Raw genomic sequence first — 15,848 nt, forward strand, 5'->3', positions numbered from 1 at the left:
GACTTGCAGGTATGAGAATTGCACGTTTTTCACATAACGGAACGCCTCAGTATGCCTTCGTTCAAACGGATCAATCCAGCGGCATGGACTATCTAGTCGCTTTGGATGGATATCCCTTTGGCGCCCAGGCCGCCAAGCCCACCGGCGAACGCTTTGAACTGGATGGTGAGGGCATTCGTCTGCTTGCTCCGGTGATTCCGTCCAAGGTCTACGGCTTGGCCAAAAACTACGAGGCCCATGCGCAGTTCATGCATGCCAATGGGCAAAGCAGCGTGGCTCATGCACCTGCAGAGATGGAGATCTTCATGAAGCCCAGCACGTCGGTGATAGGTCCGGACGACCCCATCGTCATGCCGAGCTTCAGCAACGATATGAATTATGAACCTGAAGTGGCCGTGGTGATGGGCAGGATGGCAAAAAACGTGTCGCAGACCGAGGCCATGGACTATGTGCTGGGCTTCACATGCGTCAATGATGTGACGTTGCGTGATCTGCAAGGTGCAGACCCGATGTGGACCCGTGCCAAAGGGTTCGATACTTCTTGCCCGCTTGGCCCGTGGATTGCCACGGAGCTCAAATGGCAGGATGCCCGTATATCCTTCCAACTCAACGGGGAGGAGGTGCCTCAGGCCAGTGGCACCACGGCGAATCTCATCCATTCCATTCCCGAGCAGATTGCGCGGATTTCGAGCTTTGCCACGTTGCTGCCTGGCGATGTCATCATGACCGGCACCCCTAACGCATCGGGCAGCCTGCATCCTCTTGATGAGGCTCAGGTCACCATTGAGGGGATTGGTTCGTTGCGCAATGTAGTGGTTAAGGGGCATTGAGATGGAACATGTGAATGTTGTGGTTTCCGGGTTCGATTCGCAAGAGGGGTCCGAGGGCAATCCCTCACACATGGTGGTCGATCAGCTGGGTGAAGAGGGGGCCCAGGCGCTTGCCGGCCACGATGATGACACATTTCGTGACGTTCAGGTGAGCATGACGTCTGTGATGCTTCCCATCAGCATCGAGAAGGCTTGGCCAACCCTTGAGTCGGCGCTTGATGCGGGCGCTCCCAATGTGGTTGTTGCCACCGGGTTCAACAGCTCTGCCCGCGGCATACTGCTGGAACGCTGCGCCGTCAACCTGATTGATACCTTACGCAATGTAGGGCGAAGCAGCGAGCCTTCACGAATATTCCTTGAGACGGGCGATCGCGTGGAGCATGGCCCCATCAATGCTGATGGGCCGGCTGCATTCTGGACCCGTTTGCCGCTCAGGGCCATTCTTGACGACTTCGGACGAGACGAGATTCCGGCGGCATTGAGCTCCGATGCCGGAACCTATGTCAGCAATTCCGTGTTCTACAACCTTATGCAGTGGGCTGCCGGCCATCACCGTGTTATCGCCGGTTTCGTGAGCCTGCCCTCCATTGTGGATGCCTCTCACGCACGGCACGGGCTCAGCATAACCCAGCAGGTGTGCGCCTTGAACGATGTGGTATGCGAGGCTGTGAGATATTATTTCGATCCCTCATCGTCGGACATCCTCATCGATTGAACCTATGAGCGTAATGGGCAGGTCTTTCTCTGAGATTTGCATGAATTCAGACATGCTCAGGGTTTTCCCTGGTGTTATGAATTAAGATGGATACAGATATTGTTTATTGTGTCTTAAGCCTTGGGTTTGAGCTGATTTCGGATGGAAGGAACGGATATGGTGGATCGGTTTCCGGTCGTGCTTCGCGGGTACGACAAGGATGCAGTGGATTCGGCGCTCGCGGAGAATCAAAAGACCTTGGAACGCCTGCGTGCTCAGATAAGCACCAGTGATGAGTCCATTCTGCGCCTCCAGGCTCGCCTTCAAGAGGAAAAGAACAACGTCAAAAAAGCCTCGAAGGGTGGAAACTCATTTGCTTCCTTGGGCGCGAATGCGCAGCAGATGTTGGCATCCGCGGAGCAGACCAGTGCCGAGTTGGTCAACAGGGCCAAGCAGGACGCTGCGAGCACCCGTGCCGCAGCCCAGTCTCAGGCTCAGACATTGATCAACAATTCAAAGCTTGATGTTCAGCGCGTGCTCGACGAGGCCAATGCCAAGGCCGCCACCATCCTCGCCAAGGCCCAGACCGAGTCCGTTTCCGCCTCTCAGAGGGCTAAGCAAGAGGCCGAACAGCAGCGCGATGAGGTCAACAAATATGTTGCTCAGCAGCGTGATAGCTTGGAGATTGAGCTCAATAACACCCGTGAGGAGCATACCAAGCGTCTGGCGTCCGAGCGCGCCAAGCAGGAGCGTGAGATCGCCGACATGAAGGCAAAGGCCACACAGGAGATCGCCGATTCCCGCAAGGCCGCCAATGATGAGATCGCCAAGCTCAAAAACGAGTCAAGCGAGCAGATTGCGACGGCGTTGGCTGATGCCAACAAGAAGCTTTCGGATGTGCGTGAACAGGTTTCCAATATGACGTCCTCTGCTCAGCGTAAGGCAGCGGAAATCATAGACGAGGCCAAAAACAAGGCACAGTCCGTCACTGACGCCGCTGATGTTAGTGCCACGCAGACCAAGGCTCAGGTTACGGCGGAAGTGGAGCAGATTCGTGCCGATATCGCCGCCCAGCAGGAAGAAGCCACCACAAAGGTCAATGAGTTGCTGGGCAAGCTTGAAGAGCAGCGTGCATCGGCCAAGAAGGAGAGCGATGATCTGATCTCCAAGGCCAAGGACGTTCGTGACGATGCCGATGCCTATGCAGTCAGCAAGCGTAAGGAAGCCGATGACCAGGCTTCGCAGATTCTTGACAATGCCGGTAAGGAGGCTCACAAGAAGCTTGAGGAACGGCGTGCCGCAGCCAAGGATGAGCTCGACGCACTCGATGCCCGAATCGCTCAGATGCAGGAGCGGGAGGCGAACATCACCCGCCGTGTCAGCGAGCTGAAGGCCATGTTCTCCAATGCATTCTCGGGTTTCGGATTCGACAATGACGATGCTGGTGGCAATGAGGATGACCCGGATGGGATTTCGGTCGTCAACTCCGTTGACAGTGGCGATGAGGATGCACAGACTTCCGACGACACTGATAGTGAGGCAAACGCCCAGCCTGTGGATCGCAAGGCAGCACCGTCCGCTGACGGCGTGCAGGACGAATCTGAACAATCCGCAGAGGCTGAAGGCCCCGACCAAACCCAACAGTGAGTTAAGTTGGGTATCGTTGCAGATTTTGCTGGTACAACGCTGACGGATTATATGCGGCCGAAAACGTGGATTCGTGAATCGTAATCCGATGCGTGCATGCTGGCATATGATCATGCCGGCTGCAACACAACAGCAGACACAGAATATCGAAAAGGAGCAGAATGTCTGAGATTGCACCATTGAGTCAAGAAAAATTGGAGAGCATGCGTGAGGACTTCGACAAGTCAACCGCCAATCGGCTGGCCATGAACGCCGTCACCACTGTAGGCATCAATGACGTGGCCCGTAACTACGACCGTGCTCGCAGGCTGCAGCGCCGTTTCTCCGTCACCGTCGACAACGGAGAGGTGACGAACCAGAACCAGTCAGGTCGGTGCTGGTTGTTCAGCTCGCTCAACGTCTCGCGCTACGAGGCCAAGAAGTCCATGAACCTCGATCAGTTCGAGCTTTCTCAGGCCTACGCCATGTATTATGACAAACTGGAACGCGTAAACTATTTCATGCGCGACATGGCCGCTCTGATTCGTGCCGGTGAGCCCAGGGACTCCCGTCTGGTCAAGCATATGCTTGACGACGTGATGGGCGACGGCGGCCAGTGGACCATGGCTATGAACGTCTACAAGAAGTATGGGGCCGTCCCCAAGGATCTCTTCCCCGAGACTGCTTCATCCAAATCCAGCAAGGCCATGAACACTCAATTGCGCCACATGCTGCACACTGCGGTGGCCCACATGTACGCGGACCCGAGCCGCATCGACCAAATCATCGATGAGACCGTCGATGCCGGTCATCGCATGCTCACCATCCATTTGGGCGAGCCGCCGAAGAGCTTCGATTGGGAGTGGACAGACAGAGACGGCAACTTCCACCGTGACGGCAACATCACCCCGGTTGAATTCTGGAAGAAGTATGTGAACAACGGCAACGACCTTGAGGACTACGTGTCGCTGGTGGACGATCCCCGCTCCGAGCATCCGAAGGGCAAGAAGATCGGCATCGAGCACTTGGGCAACGTGGCCGGCGGCGACCCCACCGAATATCTCAATGTGCCCAATCAGTTCATGAAGGATTGCGCTCGCAGGATTCTTTCCGAAAAGAACATGCCGGTGTGGTTCGGTGCCGATTGCGGCCCCATGATGGACCGCGCGGGCGGCGCTTGGGCCACGGACCTCTTCGAATACGACAAGGTGTACGGTGTTGACTTCGATATGGACAAGGAGCAGCGTGTGCGCTTCGGGGACTCGGCTATGAACCACGCCATGGCCTTTGTCGGCGTGGATGTGGCTGATGATGGAACGACCACCAATCGCTGGCGTGTGGAGAACTCCTGGGGAGACAAGGTGGCGGACAAGGGCTACTTCACCATGAGCGATGACTGGTTCAGCGAGTATGTGTACGAAATCGCCGTGCCGAAGTCGATGCTGCCGGCCGAGTATCTGGCCGCCCTCGACGAGCCCGCCATCATGCTGCCAGCGTGGGACCCGATGGGTGCCTTGGCCTGATTGGCGGATGTGGGATTCGCTCACTTCTGTGAATCTTGATGGCGACGTGGATTGAACGGCGTGTGATGGTGCCGCTCGTTCCGCGTCGCTTCGGTTATCTTGGCTGTGTCTATGGCAAATCGCATTGCGGTGTTCCACTTCGTGTCGTTGACGATGATAGAGAAGCATATGCGCATATGGTAACGATGCAATAAAATCATATATAGTGGGCATCGCAACAGGTATCGTCATTATTGCAGATGTCCCTGAATCGGAGCAACGAAGAAGAGACGTGCAGAAAGTGAGTTCGGCTATGAAGGGACCTGGTAGTGCGGAGGACGCACAACGATTCGGGGAACGGGCGGTCTACCCCGAAACCGTTGATGTCAACATCAGGCAGCTCGATCCCATTCCGGCTCCCCGCGTGTTCCTTCAGGAGCTTCCGATGAACGCGGAGCAGAGTCGGTTCGTCTTGGACTCACGCCAGGAGGTGCGCAATGTGCTTCACGGGCGCGACGACCGTCTGCTTGTCATCGTCGGCCCTTGTTCCATCCATGATCCCAAGGCTGCCCACGAGTATGCGGGCAAGCTTGCCGACGTGAGCCGTGAGTTGAGTGACCGTCTGCTCATCGTCATGCGTACGTATTTCGAAAAACCACGTACCACCCTGGGGTGGAAGGGGCTCATTAATGATCCGGACCTCGACGGTGAGTTCAATATCCGTAAGGGCATGTTCATGGCGCGCCAGGTCTTGCTTGACGTACTTTCTCTGGGGCTGCCGACTGCGATGGAATGGCTGGACCCCATCACCCCGCAGTATTTGTGCGATTTGGTGAGTTGGGGTGCCATCGGTGCCCGCAACACTGAGAGCCAGGTCCATCGTGAGCTGGCCAGCGGCATGTCCATGCCGATTGGCTTCAAGAATGCCACCGATGGGTCGGTGAAGGCCGCTGCGGACTCTTGTTACGCCGTTTCGAGCGAGCATCACTTCCTTTCGATTAACCTCGACGGCAGGGTGATCTCCGCCGAAACCAGAGGTAATCCCGATTGCCATATCGTGTTGCGTGGTTCGTCCAGCGGGCCCAATTATGATGCTGAATCGGTTCGCTCGGCGTTGGAGACATTGCATGAATCGAAAGTGGTTGGTCCCAGTGAGCATGGGCTGCTGATCGATGCCGCACATGGCAACTGTGGTAAGAACGAAGTTCGCGAGGCCTTGGTGGTCGAAGATATCGCAAGGCGTCTGGCAGCTGGGGAGCAGGGCATTTTCGGTGTGATGATGGAAAGCTTCCTCAAAGGTGGCCACCAGTCACCGGCGCCCTTGGATCAGCTGGTGTACGGACGCTCCATCACCGATGCCTGCATAGCTTGGGACCGAACGGAAGGGCTGCTGCATACCCTGGCGGACGCGGTGAGTGCCCGGCGTGTGCTCGATAGGGACTGATGGCAATGTGTTGGTGTTGGGTGCGCTATGGGTGCATGCGTTTTGCGGAGTAGGCCAGTGGAGCGCCACTTGAAGTGCAGGCTAACAGAACACGAACAATGCATGGTGAGGATGAAATGAACACTACTTCGGATTCTACAGGGAATGACGGTACGTCGGCTGACCAAAGCGTAGATACGTCGGCTGGTACCGAAGATCGAAGCCCAAGCGCATTCGAGCGTGAGATAAATCGTGGCATGGACCCTTCGACCGCTGCCACGCCATTGCCGCGTTGGGAGGATCAGGTGGGTATCAGCCGCATCGTCAACCGGCGTGTTTTTGAGCTTGAGCCGTTGCCCACTCCCGCCGAAGTGCTTGGCCAATTGCCTCTTGACGAAGAGGCGCAAAACTTGGTGGCCTCTTCGCGTGACGAGGTTCGCGCTTGCCTCTACGGCCAGGACGAGCGTCTGCTGGTCATCGTGGGCCCCTGCTCCGTACATGACCCAAAGGCGGCTCTCGACTACGCCAATCGTCTGGCTGCTCTCAAGGCGGAGCTCAGTGATCAGTTGCTCATCGTCATGCGTGTCTATTTTGAAAAGCCGCGTACCACGGTGGGTTGGAAGGGGCTCATCAACGACCCCGACATCGATGGCAGTCATCATATCGTCAAGGGGTTGCTGCTGGCCCGCCGCACGTTGCTCGATGTGCTTGGCTCGGGCCTTCCCGCAGCCACTGAGTTTTTGGAGCCCACCAGTCCGCAATATATTTCCGACGCTGTGAGTTGGGGTGCCATCGGCGCGCGAAACACCGGCTCTCAGGTGCATCGTCAGTTGGCCAGCGGCATGTCGATGCCCATCGGTTTCAAGAACGCCACGGATGGGTCGGTGAAGATAGCCATCGATAGTTGCTTCACGGCGGCCCAGGAGCAGACGTTCTTCGGCATTGACCATGAGGGGCGGGCCAGCGCGGTGCGCACGCTCGGCAATCCTGACTGTCACGTTGTCCTTCGGGGTTCTTCCAGCGGCCCAAACTATGATGCGGCATCGGTGGCGGCGGCCATGAATGCCGTCCGCAGTGAACTTCCAGCAGACGGTGCTGCCGCCCACGGCCTTATCGTCGATTGTTCACATGGCAATTCAGGCAAGGACGAGGTTCGCCAGGCCGCCGTCGTCCGTAAGATGGCGGAACGTATCGCCGCCGGTGAAAGCGGTATTACCGGCATCATGATGGAGAGCAACATCAAAGGCGGCAACCAGCCCGCCGCGCCGCTTGCCAAGCTGGAGTATGGCAAGTCCATCACAGATCGCTGCATCTCGTGGCCTGAAACGGAACGGCTCTTGCGCGAGCTCGCTCAGGCCGTGGCTGCCCGCCGCTGGTGATTCATCGTACGACTGTGGTGAGTTCACTCCATCGATGCTGCCCCTCGTCTGATTTAAACAATCTGGTCCAACGTGACGTTTTGATGCACCAAAGCGTCGCTTCGGGTCAGGTTTTTGCGGTAGAGTGGCTCCATTACTAATGAGAAAACGAGAAATCGGAAGGAACCTATATGAAGACCATCGTTATCATCGGAGCCATGGACGAGGAAGTGGAGCTTATTGCCAAGTCTTTGAGCAATGTGGAGCACAATCGCAAGGCCAGCTTGGACATCAATTGCGGCACCGTTGCCTCACGCGCTGGTGAGCAGATTCGTGTGGCCGCTACGGTGGGGGGTATGGGCCTGGTCAATGCCGCAGCCACCACCCAATGCCTCATCGACGAATACCAACCTGATGCCGTCATCTTTTCGGGCATTGCCGGCAGTCTCAATAAATCCCTGCATATCAATGATGTTGTGCTCGGCGGCACCTTGTGCTATTTGGATACCGACATGCGCCTGATCGATCAGTGGAAGCCTAAGACCGATGAGTTCCACAGTGACAAACATTTGCTTGATGTGGCCGGTGCCGCGCTGGACGACGCCGGGGTCAGGCATATCGTCGGCACCATTGCTTCAGGCAACTATTTTGTCGGTCCTGAGCAGACGGATGCGGTGAGCCGTCAGACCCATGCCGATGCCGTTGAGATGGAGGGCGCCGCCGTGGCCCATGTGGCCGCACGCAACGATGTACCGGCCTTGGTGATTCGTGCGCTCTCCGACAACGCCGATAAAGAATATGAAGAGTTCAGGGATTTTGATATCTCTGAATATGCCAACACCGCCGCGCGTCTTGCTGTCGACATCGTGACCCGGCTCTGATTTCCCGACCTCGTTTCATTCTGGTTCCGGCGTGTCGCGCGGTGCGGCTTGACGTTGGGTTCCGACCAAAACGGTTGCAATGGCATTGGGCCATGTTTTCTGCGATAATAAAGGCAATGAGCAAGATGCACAAGTCTGTGTTGTCCAAGTTCCTCGCCGGTGTTTCATGTCTGGCGTTGATAGGCGCGTTGGCAGCGTGCGGCGATAATGTTGATTCCTCCACCAGCTCGGGAATCTCACGGTCCGCGCGTTCATCTGGTTCCAATGAATATTACGGATCTGGCGCGTCCTCCCAGCAGGGCGCGGTCGATGCTTGGATCTCAACATATCAGAAGAAAAACCGGAATGTGAAAATCGCCTACAATCCCACGGGGTCAGGCGCTGGTGTCACTACATTCCTTACAGGCGCCACCGCTTGGGCGGCCACTGATGCACCGTTAAGCGACGATCAGGTGGAACAGTCCAGATCCGTGTGCGCTTCAGGCCAGGCGTTTGAAGTGCCCGTCTACGTTTCGCCGATTGCCCTTGTGTTCAATCTACGTGGCGTGCTGGGTAAAACCGCTTCGGTCGATGAGACGCATCTGAATATGGACGCGTCCACTGTCGCCAAGATTTTCGACGGGAAAATCACCAAGTGGGATGATGAGGCCATCAAGGCGCTCAACCCCCTCATCAACTTGCCAAACGTACCGATCACGGTGGTCCGTCGTTCTGACAGATCGGGCACCACGCAGACGTTCACCTCGTATCTCAAGGCAGCGGCGCCTTCGGACTGGTCGTATGAACCTCAGGAGAACTGGCCGAACGACGTAGGGCAGGCGGCAAAGGGCACTGATGGGGTGATCACCACCGTTTCCCAGGCCGACGGCACAATAGGCTATGTCGATGCGGCGAAAAGCGGGAATTTTGGCACGGTCGCGCTCAAATCAGGAAGGGGATATACGCTGCCTGATGCCGGGGCCGCCTCGAAGGTGGTGGATGCCTCGCCGCTTCGGAAGGTGGCAAAATCCAGCAATAGGGTTGTAGTGAACGTGGATTATGCCACCACGCAAGGCAACACCTACCCGTTGGCGCTCGTTTCCTATGCCGTGGCTTGCCCGGTCTACAAAGACAAGGCCACCGGCGAGTTCGCCAAGGCTTGGTTGGGGTATATATCGAGCAGTGAAGGTCAGAAAGTCGCACAAGACAATACAGGGTCTGCGCCCTTGGGTGCCAAGCTCAGTAGCCGGGTTGCCCGCGCCGTGGCCAAGATAGGTGAGAAGTGGCTGCGGGTGGGTTTGCAATATAAGTTAGGCAATATGAAGGGTGAGGGGTGTGGAATGATACAGAGAAAGCAACACTGATGACGACGCAAGAAGGGGTTGCGCTCACAATTGTAAAATCAATTGACAACGTTGGTGACGGTTCCACCCAAGCGCCTGCAGGCACTTCCAAGCCGAGTCCTGCAGAGCCTGCCAATCCGGTTGCGACGAAGGCTGAGGCTCACGCAGGCGACAGGGTGTTTCGCTTCTTGGCATATGCCGCGGGCATGGCTATTCTCATAGTCCTAGGCGCGGTGCTCTTGTTTCTATTGGCTCGTGCATGGCCTATCTTTGCCGCGGACAGTACACGTGCATCCGCCACATTCAAGGCTTTGAGCGGTGGCCAGGCTTCCGGGTTCTGGCAGTACGTGGGTCCGTTGCTGTTTGGCACGATTGTCATCTCGGCCCTTGCCTTGGCCATCGCCTTTTTCGTGTCCATCGGCGTTGCACTCTTCATCGTGTTCTATGCGCCGAAACGGTTGGCAAGGTTGCTCAACACCATGGTCGATTTGCTTGCTGCCATTCCCTCCGTGGTGTATGGCCTATGGGGTAGTACGGTACTGGTGCCCGCTTCATACGGATTCTGGAAGTGGCTTGCCGACCATTTTAGCTGGATACCGTTGTTCGCGGGTCCTGCCGCCGCCCCTCCGCGCACCGCTGCCACCGTTGCCTTGGTGCTTGCCATCATGATCATGCCCATCATTGCCTCGATGACCCGCGACCTATTCGCCGGAGCTCCGGCTTTGACGTACGAAGCGGCGCTCGCGCTGGGGGCCACCAAATGGGAGACCATACGCATGGCCGTGCTTCCGGCGGCAAAATCGGGCATGGTCTCCGCCTCCATGCTGGCCCTCGGCCGCGCATTCGGCGAGACCATGGCCGTCATGATGATCCTCTCGCCTGGGCTCACCTATTCCTGGCACTTGCTTCAGGCTTCGAAAAGCCAGACCATCGCCGCCAACATCGCCTCTCAGTTTCCAGAGGCCAGCGGGCTAGGGGTCTCCGCGCTCATAGCCACTGGCTTGGTGCTCTTCCTGGTGACGTTTGTGGTCAATGCCTTGGCGCGTGCGATCACCGGTGGCAGTGTTGCGAATCACAGGGGCAAGCTCTGGCATGGCATCAGTAGAGCGGTTGGCGCTGTTGTTGGGGGTGCGTCTAGGGGATTGGGCAAGCGGCCGGAAGGTGCCGATACAGCCAGCAAGGAAACCCACATGCCCATGGAGCATTCGGACGGACGTGCTCATTTGCGCCTGAATCGGGAGATAGGTGAGGGCAATGCAGCAAGTCCAGCCTCTTCCTCCGGCACTGATGTTCATGTCGCCGGCGTCAGCGTAAACACCGAAATAGACTTCGTTCGTTTCCGACCCTCCGCGAACCTTCTTCGCTGGCGCAAGTCCAAGAACTATGCCATGACGGCGCTGATTGTGCTCGTGTTCGCCCTGGCCATGGTGCCGCTCGTCTCATTGCTATGGACAACCTTTGAGCATGGTATGGGTCGGCTCAACTGGAATTTCCTCACCTACAACATGTCAGGTGTCATTGGTGGCAGGCCTACGCCTTCGGGCGGCTATGGCGGAGTGGAACATGCCATCATCGGCACGCTTGAGGTGACGCTAGGGTCTGTGGCCATCAGTGTTCCGCTTGGCCTCATGTGCGCGGTGTACCTCACCGAATATGCTCGCGGTGGCAAGCTGGCTCAGGCGGTGACCATGATGGTGGGTGTCATGAGCGGTGTGCCGTCCATCGTTGCCGGGCTGTTTGCCTATTCGTTGTTCATGCTCGTCTTCGGCCCGGGAAGCCTCAGTGGTTTCGAGGGGTCCGTGGCGCTTTCGCTGCTCATGATTCCCACTGTGGTCAATTCCAGCGTGGAGATGCTTTGCGCTGTGCCGATGGATTTGCGCGAGGCATCCTATGCGCTCGGTGTCACCAAGCAGCGAACCATCACCCGGATTGTGTTGCGCACCGCGCTGCCGGGCATCATATCCGGCGTCTTGCTCGCCATTGCCCGCGTCATTGGCGAGACAGCGCCATTGCTCATGACTGCAGGCTTCATCTCATCCACAAATTGGAATCTGTTCAGCGGCCAGATGACCACATTGCCGGTCTACGTGTACCAGGAGTACCAAAAGCTTTCCGTGACGTGTACGGCTGCCGCCGGTCCTGCCTGCGTGGCCGATATTCCGGTGCAGAGGGCGTGGGCGGCGGCGTTGGTGTTGATTGTGTTGGTGTTGCTGCTCAATGTTGCGGGTCGCGCGGTGCAGAAGATGTTCACGCCGAAGGTTGGGAAGTGAAAAGATTATGGGTCAGGGTATAGAAATCAAGAATTTGAATGTGTTCTATGGCGGTTTTCACGCCGTCCAGGATGTGAATGTCTCCATAGAGCCCAACAAGGTGACTGCGTTCATCGGCCCTTCCGGCTGTGGCAAGACGACGGTGCTACGCACCATCAACCGCATGCACGAGCTCACGCCGGGCGCCCACGTCACAGGGCAGGTGCTGCTCGACGGTCGGGATCTGTACGGCAAAGGCGTTGATCCTGTGGCCGTACGCCGAGACGTGGGCATGGTGTTCCAGAAGGCGAACCCGTTTCCCACCATGTCCATTCGAGACAACGTGCTCGCGGGGATCCACCTCAATAATCGGCACCTTTCCAAGGCCAACGCGGACGAGCTTGTGGAATGGGCGCTGCGTGGCGCGAACTTGTGGACCGAGGTGAAGGATCGTTTGGATGTGCCAGGCACCGGTCTTTCCGGGGGCCAGCAGCAGAGACTGTGCATCGCTCGCGCCGTGGCGGTGCATCCGCAGGTGTTGCTCATGGACGAGCCTTGCTCCGCGCTTGACCCCATTTCGACCCTGGCGGTGGAGAGCCTTATCGAGTCGCTGAAGAAGGACTACACCATCGTCATCGTCACCCACAACATGCAGCAGGCGGCCCGAGTGGCCGACTATACCGCATTCTTCAATCTTCGGGCTCCGGGCAAACCGGGCCACTTGGAGTATTTCGCCGATACGACGACCATGTTCGAACATCCGCAGAACGAAACCGCCGCCCGTTACATCTCAGGCCGTTTCGGCTGAGGCCGTGCGTGGTTTTCATCCGTTAGCGGCCCAAAAAACAGATTCGCAGCGTATTGTGTTATTTTGGGTCGCAAGTATATCTACAGACGCCCCAAAATAACATTGTTGCCTCCATTTTCGTTATTTTGGGCCGCAGAGAGCAATGAAGTCGGGCACAATAACAAGTTGCTGGCGAGAGATTCATCTCGATATGGCACCAACCTTGCAAAGGTCCGCAACGGATTCCCTAAGCTTGCGGCAGCCGGGTCCATGGCCCGGCATCCTTCATGGTTGATGGGTGCTGCTGGTAGATTGGGGCTTATGGCTCAAATTAAAGATTTACTTGGGAATGATACCGTTGTTCGCCCGGACGGACGAAAGGTGGACGAGCTTCGGCCCGTCACCATCACCCGGCATTTCACAGACGCTCCGGAAGGCTCGGTGCTGATTACCTGTGGCAATACGCGCGTGATGTGTACCGCCACGTTCACTGCCGGCGTGCCGCGTTGGCGCCGTGATTCCGGTCTTGGCTGGGTCACCGCCGAATATGCCATGCTGCCACGTGCCACTTCGGAGCGCACCGCCCGCGAATCGGTGAAGGGGAAGGTCAGTGGCCGATCCCAGGAAATCAGCCGATTGGTGGGGCGTTGCCTGCGCGGTGTGTGCAATATGAAGGCGCTTGGGGAGAACCAGGTGCAGATTGACTGTGACGTGCTGCAGGCCGACGGCGGCACTCGCACCGCCTCCGTCACTGGTGCATATGTGGCGCTGGTGGACGCCCTCAATTGGGCCGAGGCCCATAAGCTGATCAAATCAGCCGACCGCGTGCTGGACGATCAAATCTCGGCGGTCTCGGTGGGCGTGATCAACGGTACGCCCATGCTCGACCTGCCTTACATCGAAGACAGTCAGGCCATGACCGACATGAATGTGGCCATGACCGGTTCCGGGAAATTCATTGAGATTCAGGGCACCGCCGAGCACCGTCCCTTTACCCGCGAGGAGTTGGGCGTGCTGCTCGACCTAGCCACAAAGGGCAACAAGGAGCTCCAGGCCGCGCAAAAGGCTTCGCTCGCCCAAAATTGACCCGCTTATGGAGAGAATGAGGTCTGCCCAAGACTGACCCGTTTGCGGGAAAGGTGGCGTAAAGCGTCGCTTTGGCTCAGATGATGTCGGTTAGTTGGCTCAAAGGAACGGTAATCCCCATATTTCCGTTCCTTTGAGCCAACTTAGAACCCGGAAACCATAGGTGTGGGAATCGTACTTGATGCAGTAGTGTTGAAACGTTGCTGGAGGTCTGTTATGAAACTGGTTGTAGCCACGCACAATGAGGGCAAGTTGCCCGAGATCATGACTATTCTGCGTGATGCATTGGGGCAGAAGGCGGAAGTGCTTGAGTTGATCTCTGCTGGTTCGCTTGGACTGCCTGATCCGGTGGAAACCGGTGTTACGTTCGAGGAGAATGCACTGTTGAAGGCCCGTGACGCTGCGGTTCGCACTGGCTTGCCGGCAGTCGCCGACGACAGTGGGCTCATTGTGGATGTGCTCGGCTGCGCTCCGGGCATTCTTTCCGCGCGCTGGTCGGGTGTGCACGGCGACGACAAAGCCAATGTGCGCTTGCTGCTCGCTCAGCTCGGCGATATTCCTGACGGCAAGCGCTCGGCTCGTTTCTGCTGTGCGGCCGCTTTGGTGGTCCCAACTGCTGGCTCTGTTGACGATGCCGGTCTTGATGCCGGTTCAGTTTCAGACTCCGATGCTGCACAAGCTGATTTACGCCAAACGGTGCGCATCGGTGAAATGATTGGTAGCATCGTGCGCGCCCCACGTGGCTCCAACGGGTTTGGTTATGACCCAATTTTCGTCCCTGACGATCAACCTAGTGCCAACGCGGATATGGATGCTGCCTCTGGACCGGGTGTGGCTTGCGAAGCTGCGGATGCCGATAGGGATGGTGGAGATGCAAACGTCGTAGCCGGCTCGGATTCACGCGCATTGACCAGCGCCGAGATGAGTGCGGGGCAGAAGAACGCCATTTCCCATCGCCGCAAGGCCTTTACGGCCTTGGCCCCTGTCATTGGAGCATTGCTCAATAGCTGATATAACCTGATATCACATGTGAATGAGTGTGTGAACGCCCACCATCACGAACGTGCTGATGATTGCGGTCAGGGAAAGGCTGAACCCTGCCAGACGTGCGTTGCCGAGCACCTTATCGGTGAACATGGTCGAGAAGATGGCGATGGGCGCAAAGCAGCAGAGGACCACGCTTTCGCGTATCATGGGGCTGAATGGTAGCAGGAACCAAGCGGCCAGTGCCGCCACAATCGAGCAGGGGAGTCTCCAACCGAGCACTTTGAGCACGCTGATGACATCGTGCCGGTTGCCTGGCAGCTCGGTGAGCATGCCCACCATGAGCATGGAGCAGAAGGCGTTTGCCCCCGAAAAGGGCTGGGCCACCTGTGCCACCCAGTGTGGTAGGTGCAGGCCAGCCACCATGAGAACAACCATCACAAGGTAGGTGTCGAATGAGGGCGACGAGAGAAAGCCGCGCGCCACATTGCGTCCCAGTGCCCGTCTGCGCAGCCGTTTGGCATCCTTGTCGGTGGGCTTGGTGCCTCTAAGCGCGGCATTGCCTTCCTGCTGCTGCTCAAGTGTTTTTCCCGGCTCGATGTGTAGGAGCTGGCCGGTGAGCACGTTGGTTCCTGCGGCCACCATCACGTTGTTGCCCATGTCGAACATGGCTGCAGCGATGAGACCCTTCGGTCCGATAAGTGCCTGCACCATGGGAAAACAGAAGCAGCCCACGTTGAATCCGGTGGAGTTGAGCATTGTGAATGCGCGGTCTGCCACAGGCGTGTGACGGCTTGTGGCGTAGATCGCCAGTGGCGGCACCACTGTAATAGCCAGTGAGAAGGCCGAAATCCACAACAGGCTCGGTCTATGCTCCGTGGTGGCGAATGAATAGATGATGGCTCCGGGCAGCACGAGGTCGAATTCCGCGGTTTGCAGCACACGGTAATCTTTTGGTCCGAATATGCCGGCCCGTTTGAAAAGATAGCCTGCGACGAGGATGAGCATCAGCGTCATCGGTGTGAGTAATGTGTTCATCGTCGACCTTCTCCTTTGTCCGTATATATATTACGGTACTGAGGACGATGCTGCCTGCGATATGTCAT

13 protein-coding genes and 1 pseudogene are annotated in these 15,848 nt (G+C 57.3%); 13 read left to right on the forward strand and 1 reads right to left on the reverse strand.

What is annotated here, in order from left to right:
- Positions 1-11: 11 nt before the first annotated feature.
- From ACSYSS_RS01640 to ACSYSS_RS01700, 13 genes and pseudogenes are all read left to right on the forward strand, one after another.
- Positions 12-830, forward strand: coding sequence for a fumarylacetoacetate hydrolase family protein (locus tag ACSYSS_RS01640; RefSeq protein WP_491703784.1), 819 nt, complete (start codon positions 12-14; stop codon positions 828-830).
- Between the two features lies 1 nt (position 831).
- Entirely contained in the window at positions 832-1,545 is a 714-nt protein-coding gene (locus ACSYSS_RS01645; RefSeq protein WP_491703785.1) for a pyroglutamyl-peptidase I, read from the forward strand.
- A gap of 156 nt (positions 1,546-1,701) precedes the next feature.
- On the forward strand, positions 1,702-3,171 hold the full coding sequence (locus tag ACSYSS_RS01650) for a coiled-coil domain-containing protein (protein WP_491703786.1): 1,470 nt from the start codon (positions 1,702-1,704) through the stop codon (positions 3,169-3,171).
- Between the two features lie 161 nt (positions 3,172-3,332).
- Positions 3,333-4,673, forward strand: coding sequence for a C1 family peptidase (locus ACSYSS_RS01655; protein WP_491703787.1), 1,341 nt, complete (start codon positions 3,333-3,335; stop codon positions 4,671-4,673).
- Between the two features lie 292 nt (positions 4,674-4,965).
- Entirely contained in the window at positions 4,966-6,096 is a 1,131-nt protein-coding gene (locus tag ACSYSS_RS01660; RefSeq protein ID WP_491704320.1) for a 3-deoxy-7-phosphoheptulonate synthase, read from the forward strand.
- Between the two features lie 236 nt (positions 6,097-6,332).
- Complete coding sequence (locus ACSYSS_RS01665) at positions 6,333-7,454, forward strand: 3-deoxy-7-phosphoheptulonate synthase (RefSeq protein WP_491704321.1); 1,122 nt, start codon at positions 6,333-6,335, stop codon at positions 7,452-7,454.
- A 170-nt stretch (positions 7,455-7,624) separates the two neighbouring features.
- Entirely contained in the window at positions 7,625-8,314 is a 690-nt protein-coding gene (gene mtnN, locus ACSYSS_RS01670) for a 5'-methylthioadenosine/S-adenosylhomocysteine nucleosidase (RefSeq protein ID WP_491703788.1), read from the forward strand.
- A gap of 125 nt (positions 8,315-8,439) precedes the next feature.
- Positions 8,440-9,657 carry a phosphate ABC transporter substrate-binding protein PstS gene (locus ACSYSS_RS01675; RefSeq protein ID WP_491704322.1) on the forward strand — a complete coding sequence of 406 codons (1,218 nt, stop codon included), beginning with the start codon at positions 8,440-8,442 and terminating at the stop codon, positions 9,655-9,657.
- Positions 9,657-10,706: pseudogene (gene pstC, locus ACSYSS_RS01680) on the forward strand (phosphate ABC transporter permease subunit PstC); the annotation flags it as partial. The gene ACSYSS_RS01675 and the pseudogene pstC, both read left to right, overlap by 1 nt.
- 159 nt (positions 10,707-10,865) lie before the next feature.
- Positions 10,866-11,906 (forward strand): phosphate ABC transporter permease PstA, encoded by a 1,041-nt coding sequence (gene pstA / locus ACSYSS_RS01685; protein ID WP_491704323.1) that lies wholly within the window; start codon positions 10,866-10,868, stop codon positions 11,904-11,906.
- A gap of 7 nt (positions 11,907-11,913) precedes the next feature.
- Positions 11,914-12,693, forward strand: a complete 780-nt coding sequence (gene pstB / locus ACSYSS_RS01690) for a phosphate ABC transporter ATP-binding protein PstB (RefSeq protein WP_491703789.1) — start codon at positions 11,914-11,916, stop codon at positions 12,691-12,693.
- A 300-nt stretch (positions 12,694-12,993) separates the two neighbouring features.
- Complete coding sequence (gene rph, locus ACSYSS_RS01695) at positions 12,994-13,758, forward strand: ribonuclease PH (protein ID WP_491703790.1); 765 nt, start codon at positions 12,994-12,996, stop codon at positions 13,756-13,758.
- A 216-nt stretch (positions 13,759-13,974) separates the two neighbouring features.
- A complete protein-coding gene (locus ACSYSS_RS01700; RefSeq protein ID WP_491703791.1) occupies positions 13,975-14,769 on the forward strand; it encodes a non-canonical purine NTP pyrophosphatase in 795 nt (264 codons plus the stop codon).
- Positions 14,770-14,781: 12 nt separating this feature from the next.
- Here the strand turns inward: ACSYSS_RS01700 and ACSYSS_RS01705 are convergent, their stop codons facing one another.
- Positions 14,782-15,780 carry an AEC family transporter gene (locus ACSYSS_RS01705; protein WP_491703792.1) on the reverse strand — a complete coding sequence of 333 codons (999 nt, stop codon included), beginning with the start codon at positions 15,778-15,780 and terminating at the stop codon, positions 14,782-14,784.
- Positions 15,781-15,848: the final 68 nt, after the last annotated feature.

Source organism: Bifidobacterium sp. ESL1118 (assembly GCF_058505595.1).

Coding starts and splice junctions, on each gene's coding strand:
- ACSYSS_RS01640 (WP_491703784.1), top strand. CDS start 12: ATGAGAATTGCACGTTTTTCACATAACGGAACGCCTCAGTATGCCTTC.
- ACSYSS_RS01645 (WP_491703785.1), top strand. CDS start 832: ATGGAACATGTGAATGTTGTGGTTTCCGGGTTCGATTCGCAAGAGGGG.
- ACSYSS_RS01650 (WP_491703786.1), top strand. CDS start 1,702: ATGGTGGATCGGTTTCCGGTCGTGCTTCGCGGGTACGACAAGGATGCA.
- ACSYSS_RS01655 (WP_491703787.1), top strand. CDS start 3,333: ATGTCTGAGATTGCACCATTGAGTCAAGAAAAATTGGAGAGCATGCGT.
- ACSYSS_RS01660 (WP_491704320.1), top strand. CDS start 4,966: ATGAAGGGACCTGGTAGTGCGGAGGACGCACAACGATTCGGGGAACGG.
- ACSYSS_RS01665 (WP_491704321.1), top strand. CDS start 6,333: ATGGACCCTTCGACCGCTGCCACGCCATTGCCGCGTTGGGAGGATCAG.
- mtnN (WP_491703788.1), top strand. CDS start 7,625: ATGAAGACCATCGTTATCATCGGAGCCATGGACGAGGAAGTGGAGCTT.
- ACSYSS_RS01675 (WP_491704322.1), top strand. CDS start 8,440: ATGCACAAGTCTGTGTTGTCCAAGTTCCTCGCCGGTGTTTCATGTCTG.
- pstB (WP_491703789.1), top strand. CDS start 11,914: ATGGGTCAGGGTATAGAAATCAAGAATTTGAATGTGTTCTATGGCGGT.
- rph (WP_491703790.1), top strand. CDS start 12,994: ATGGCTCAAATTAAAGATTTACTTGGGAATGATACCGTTGTTCGCCCG.
- ACSYSS_RS01700 (WP_491703791.1), top strand. CDS start 13,975: ATGAAACTGGTTGTAGCCACGCACAATGAGGGCAAGTTGCCCGAGATC.
- ACSYSS_RS01705 (WP_491703792.1), bottom strand. CDS start 15,780: ATGAACACATTACTCACACCGATGACGCTGATGCTCATCCTCGTCGCA.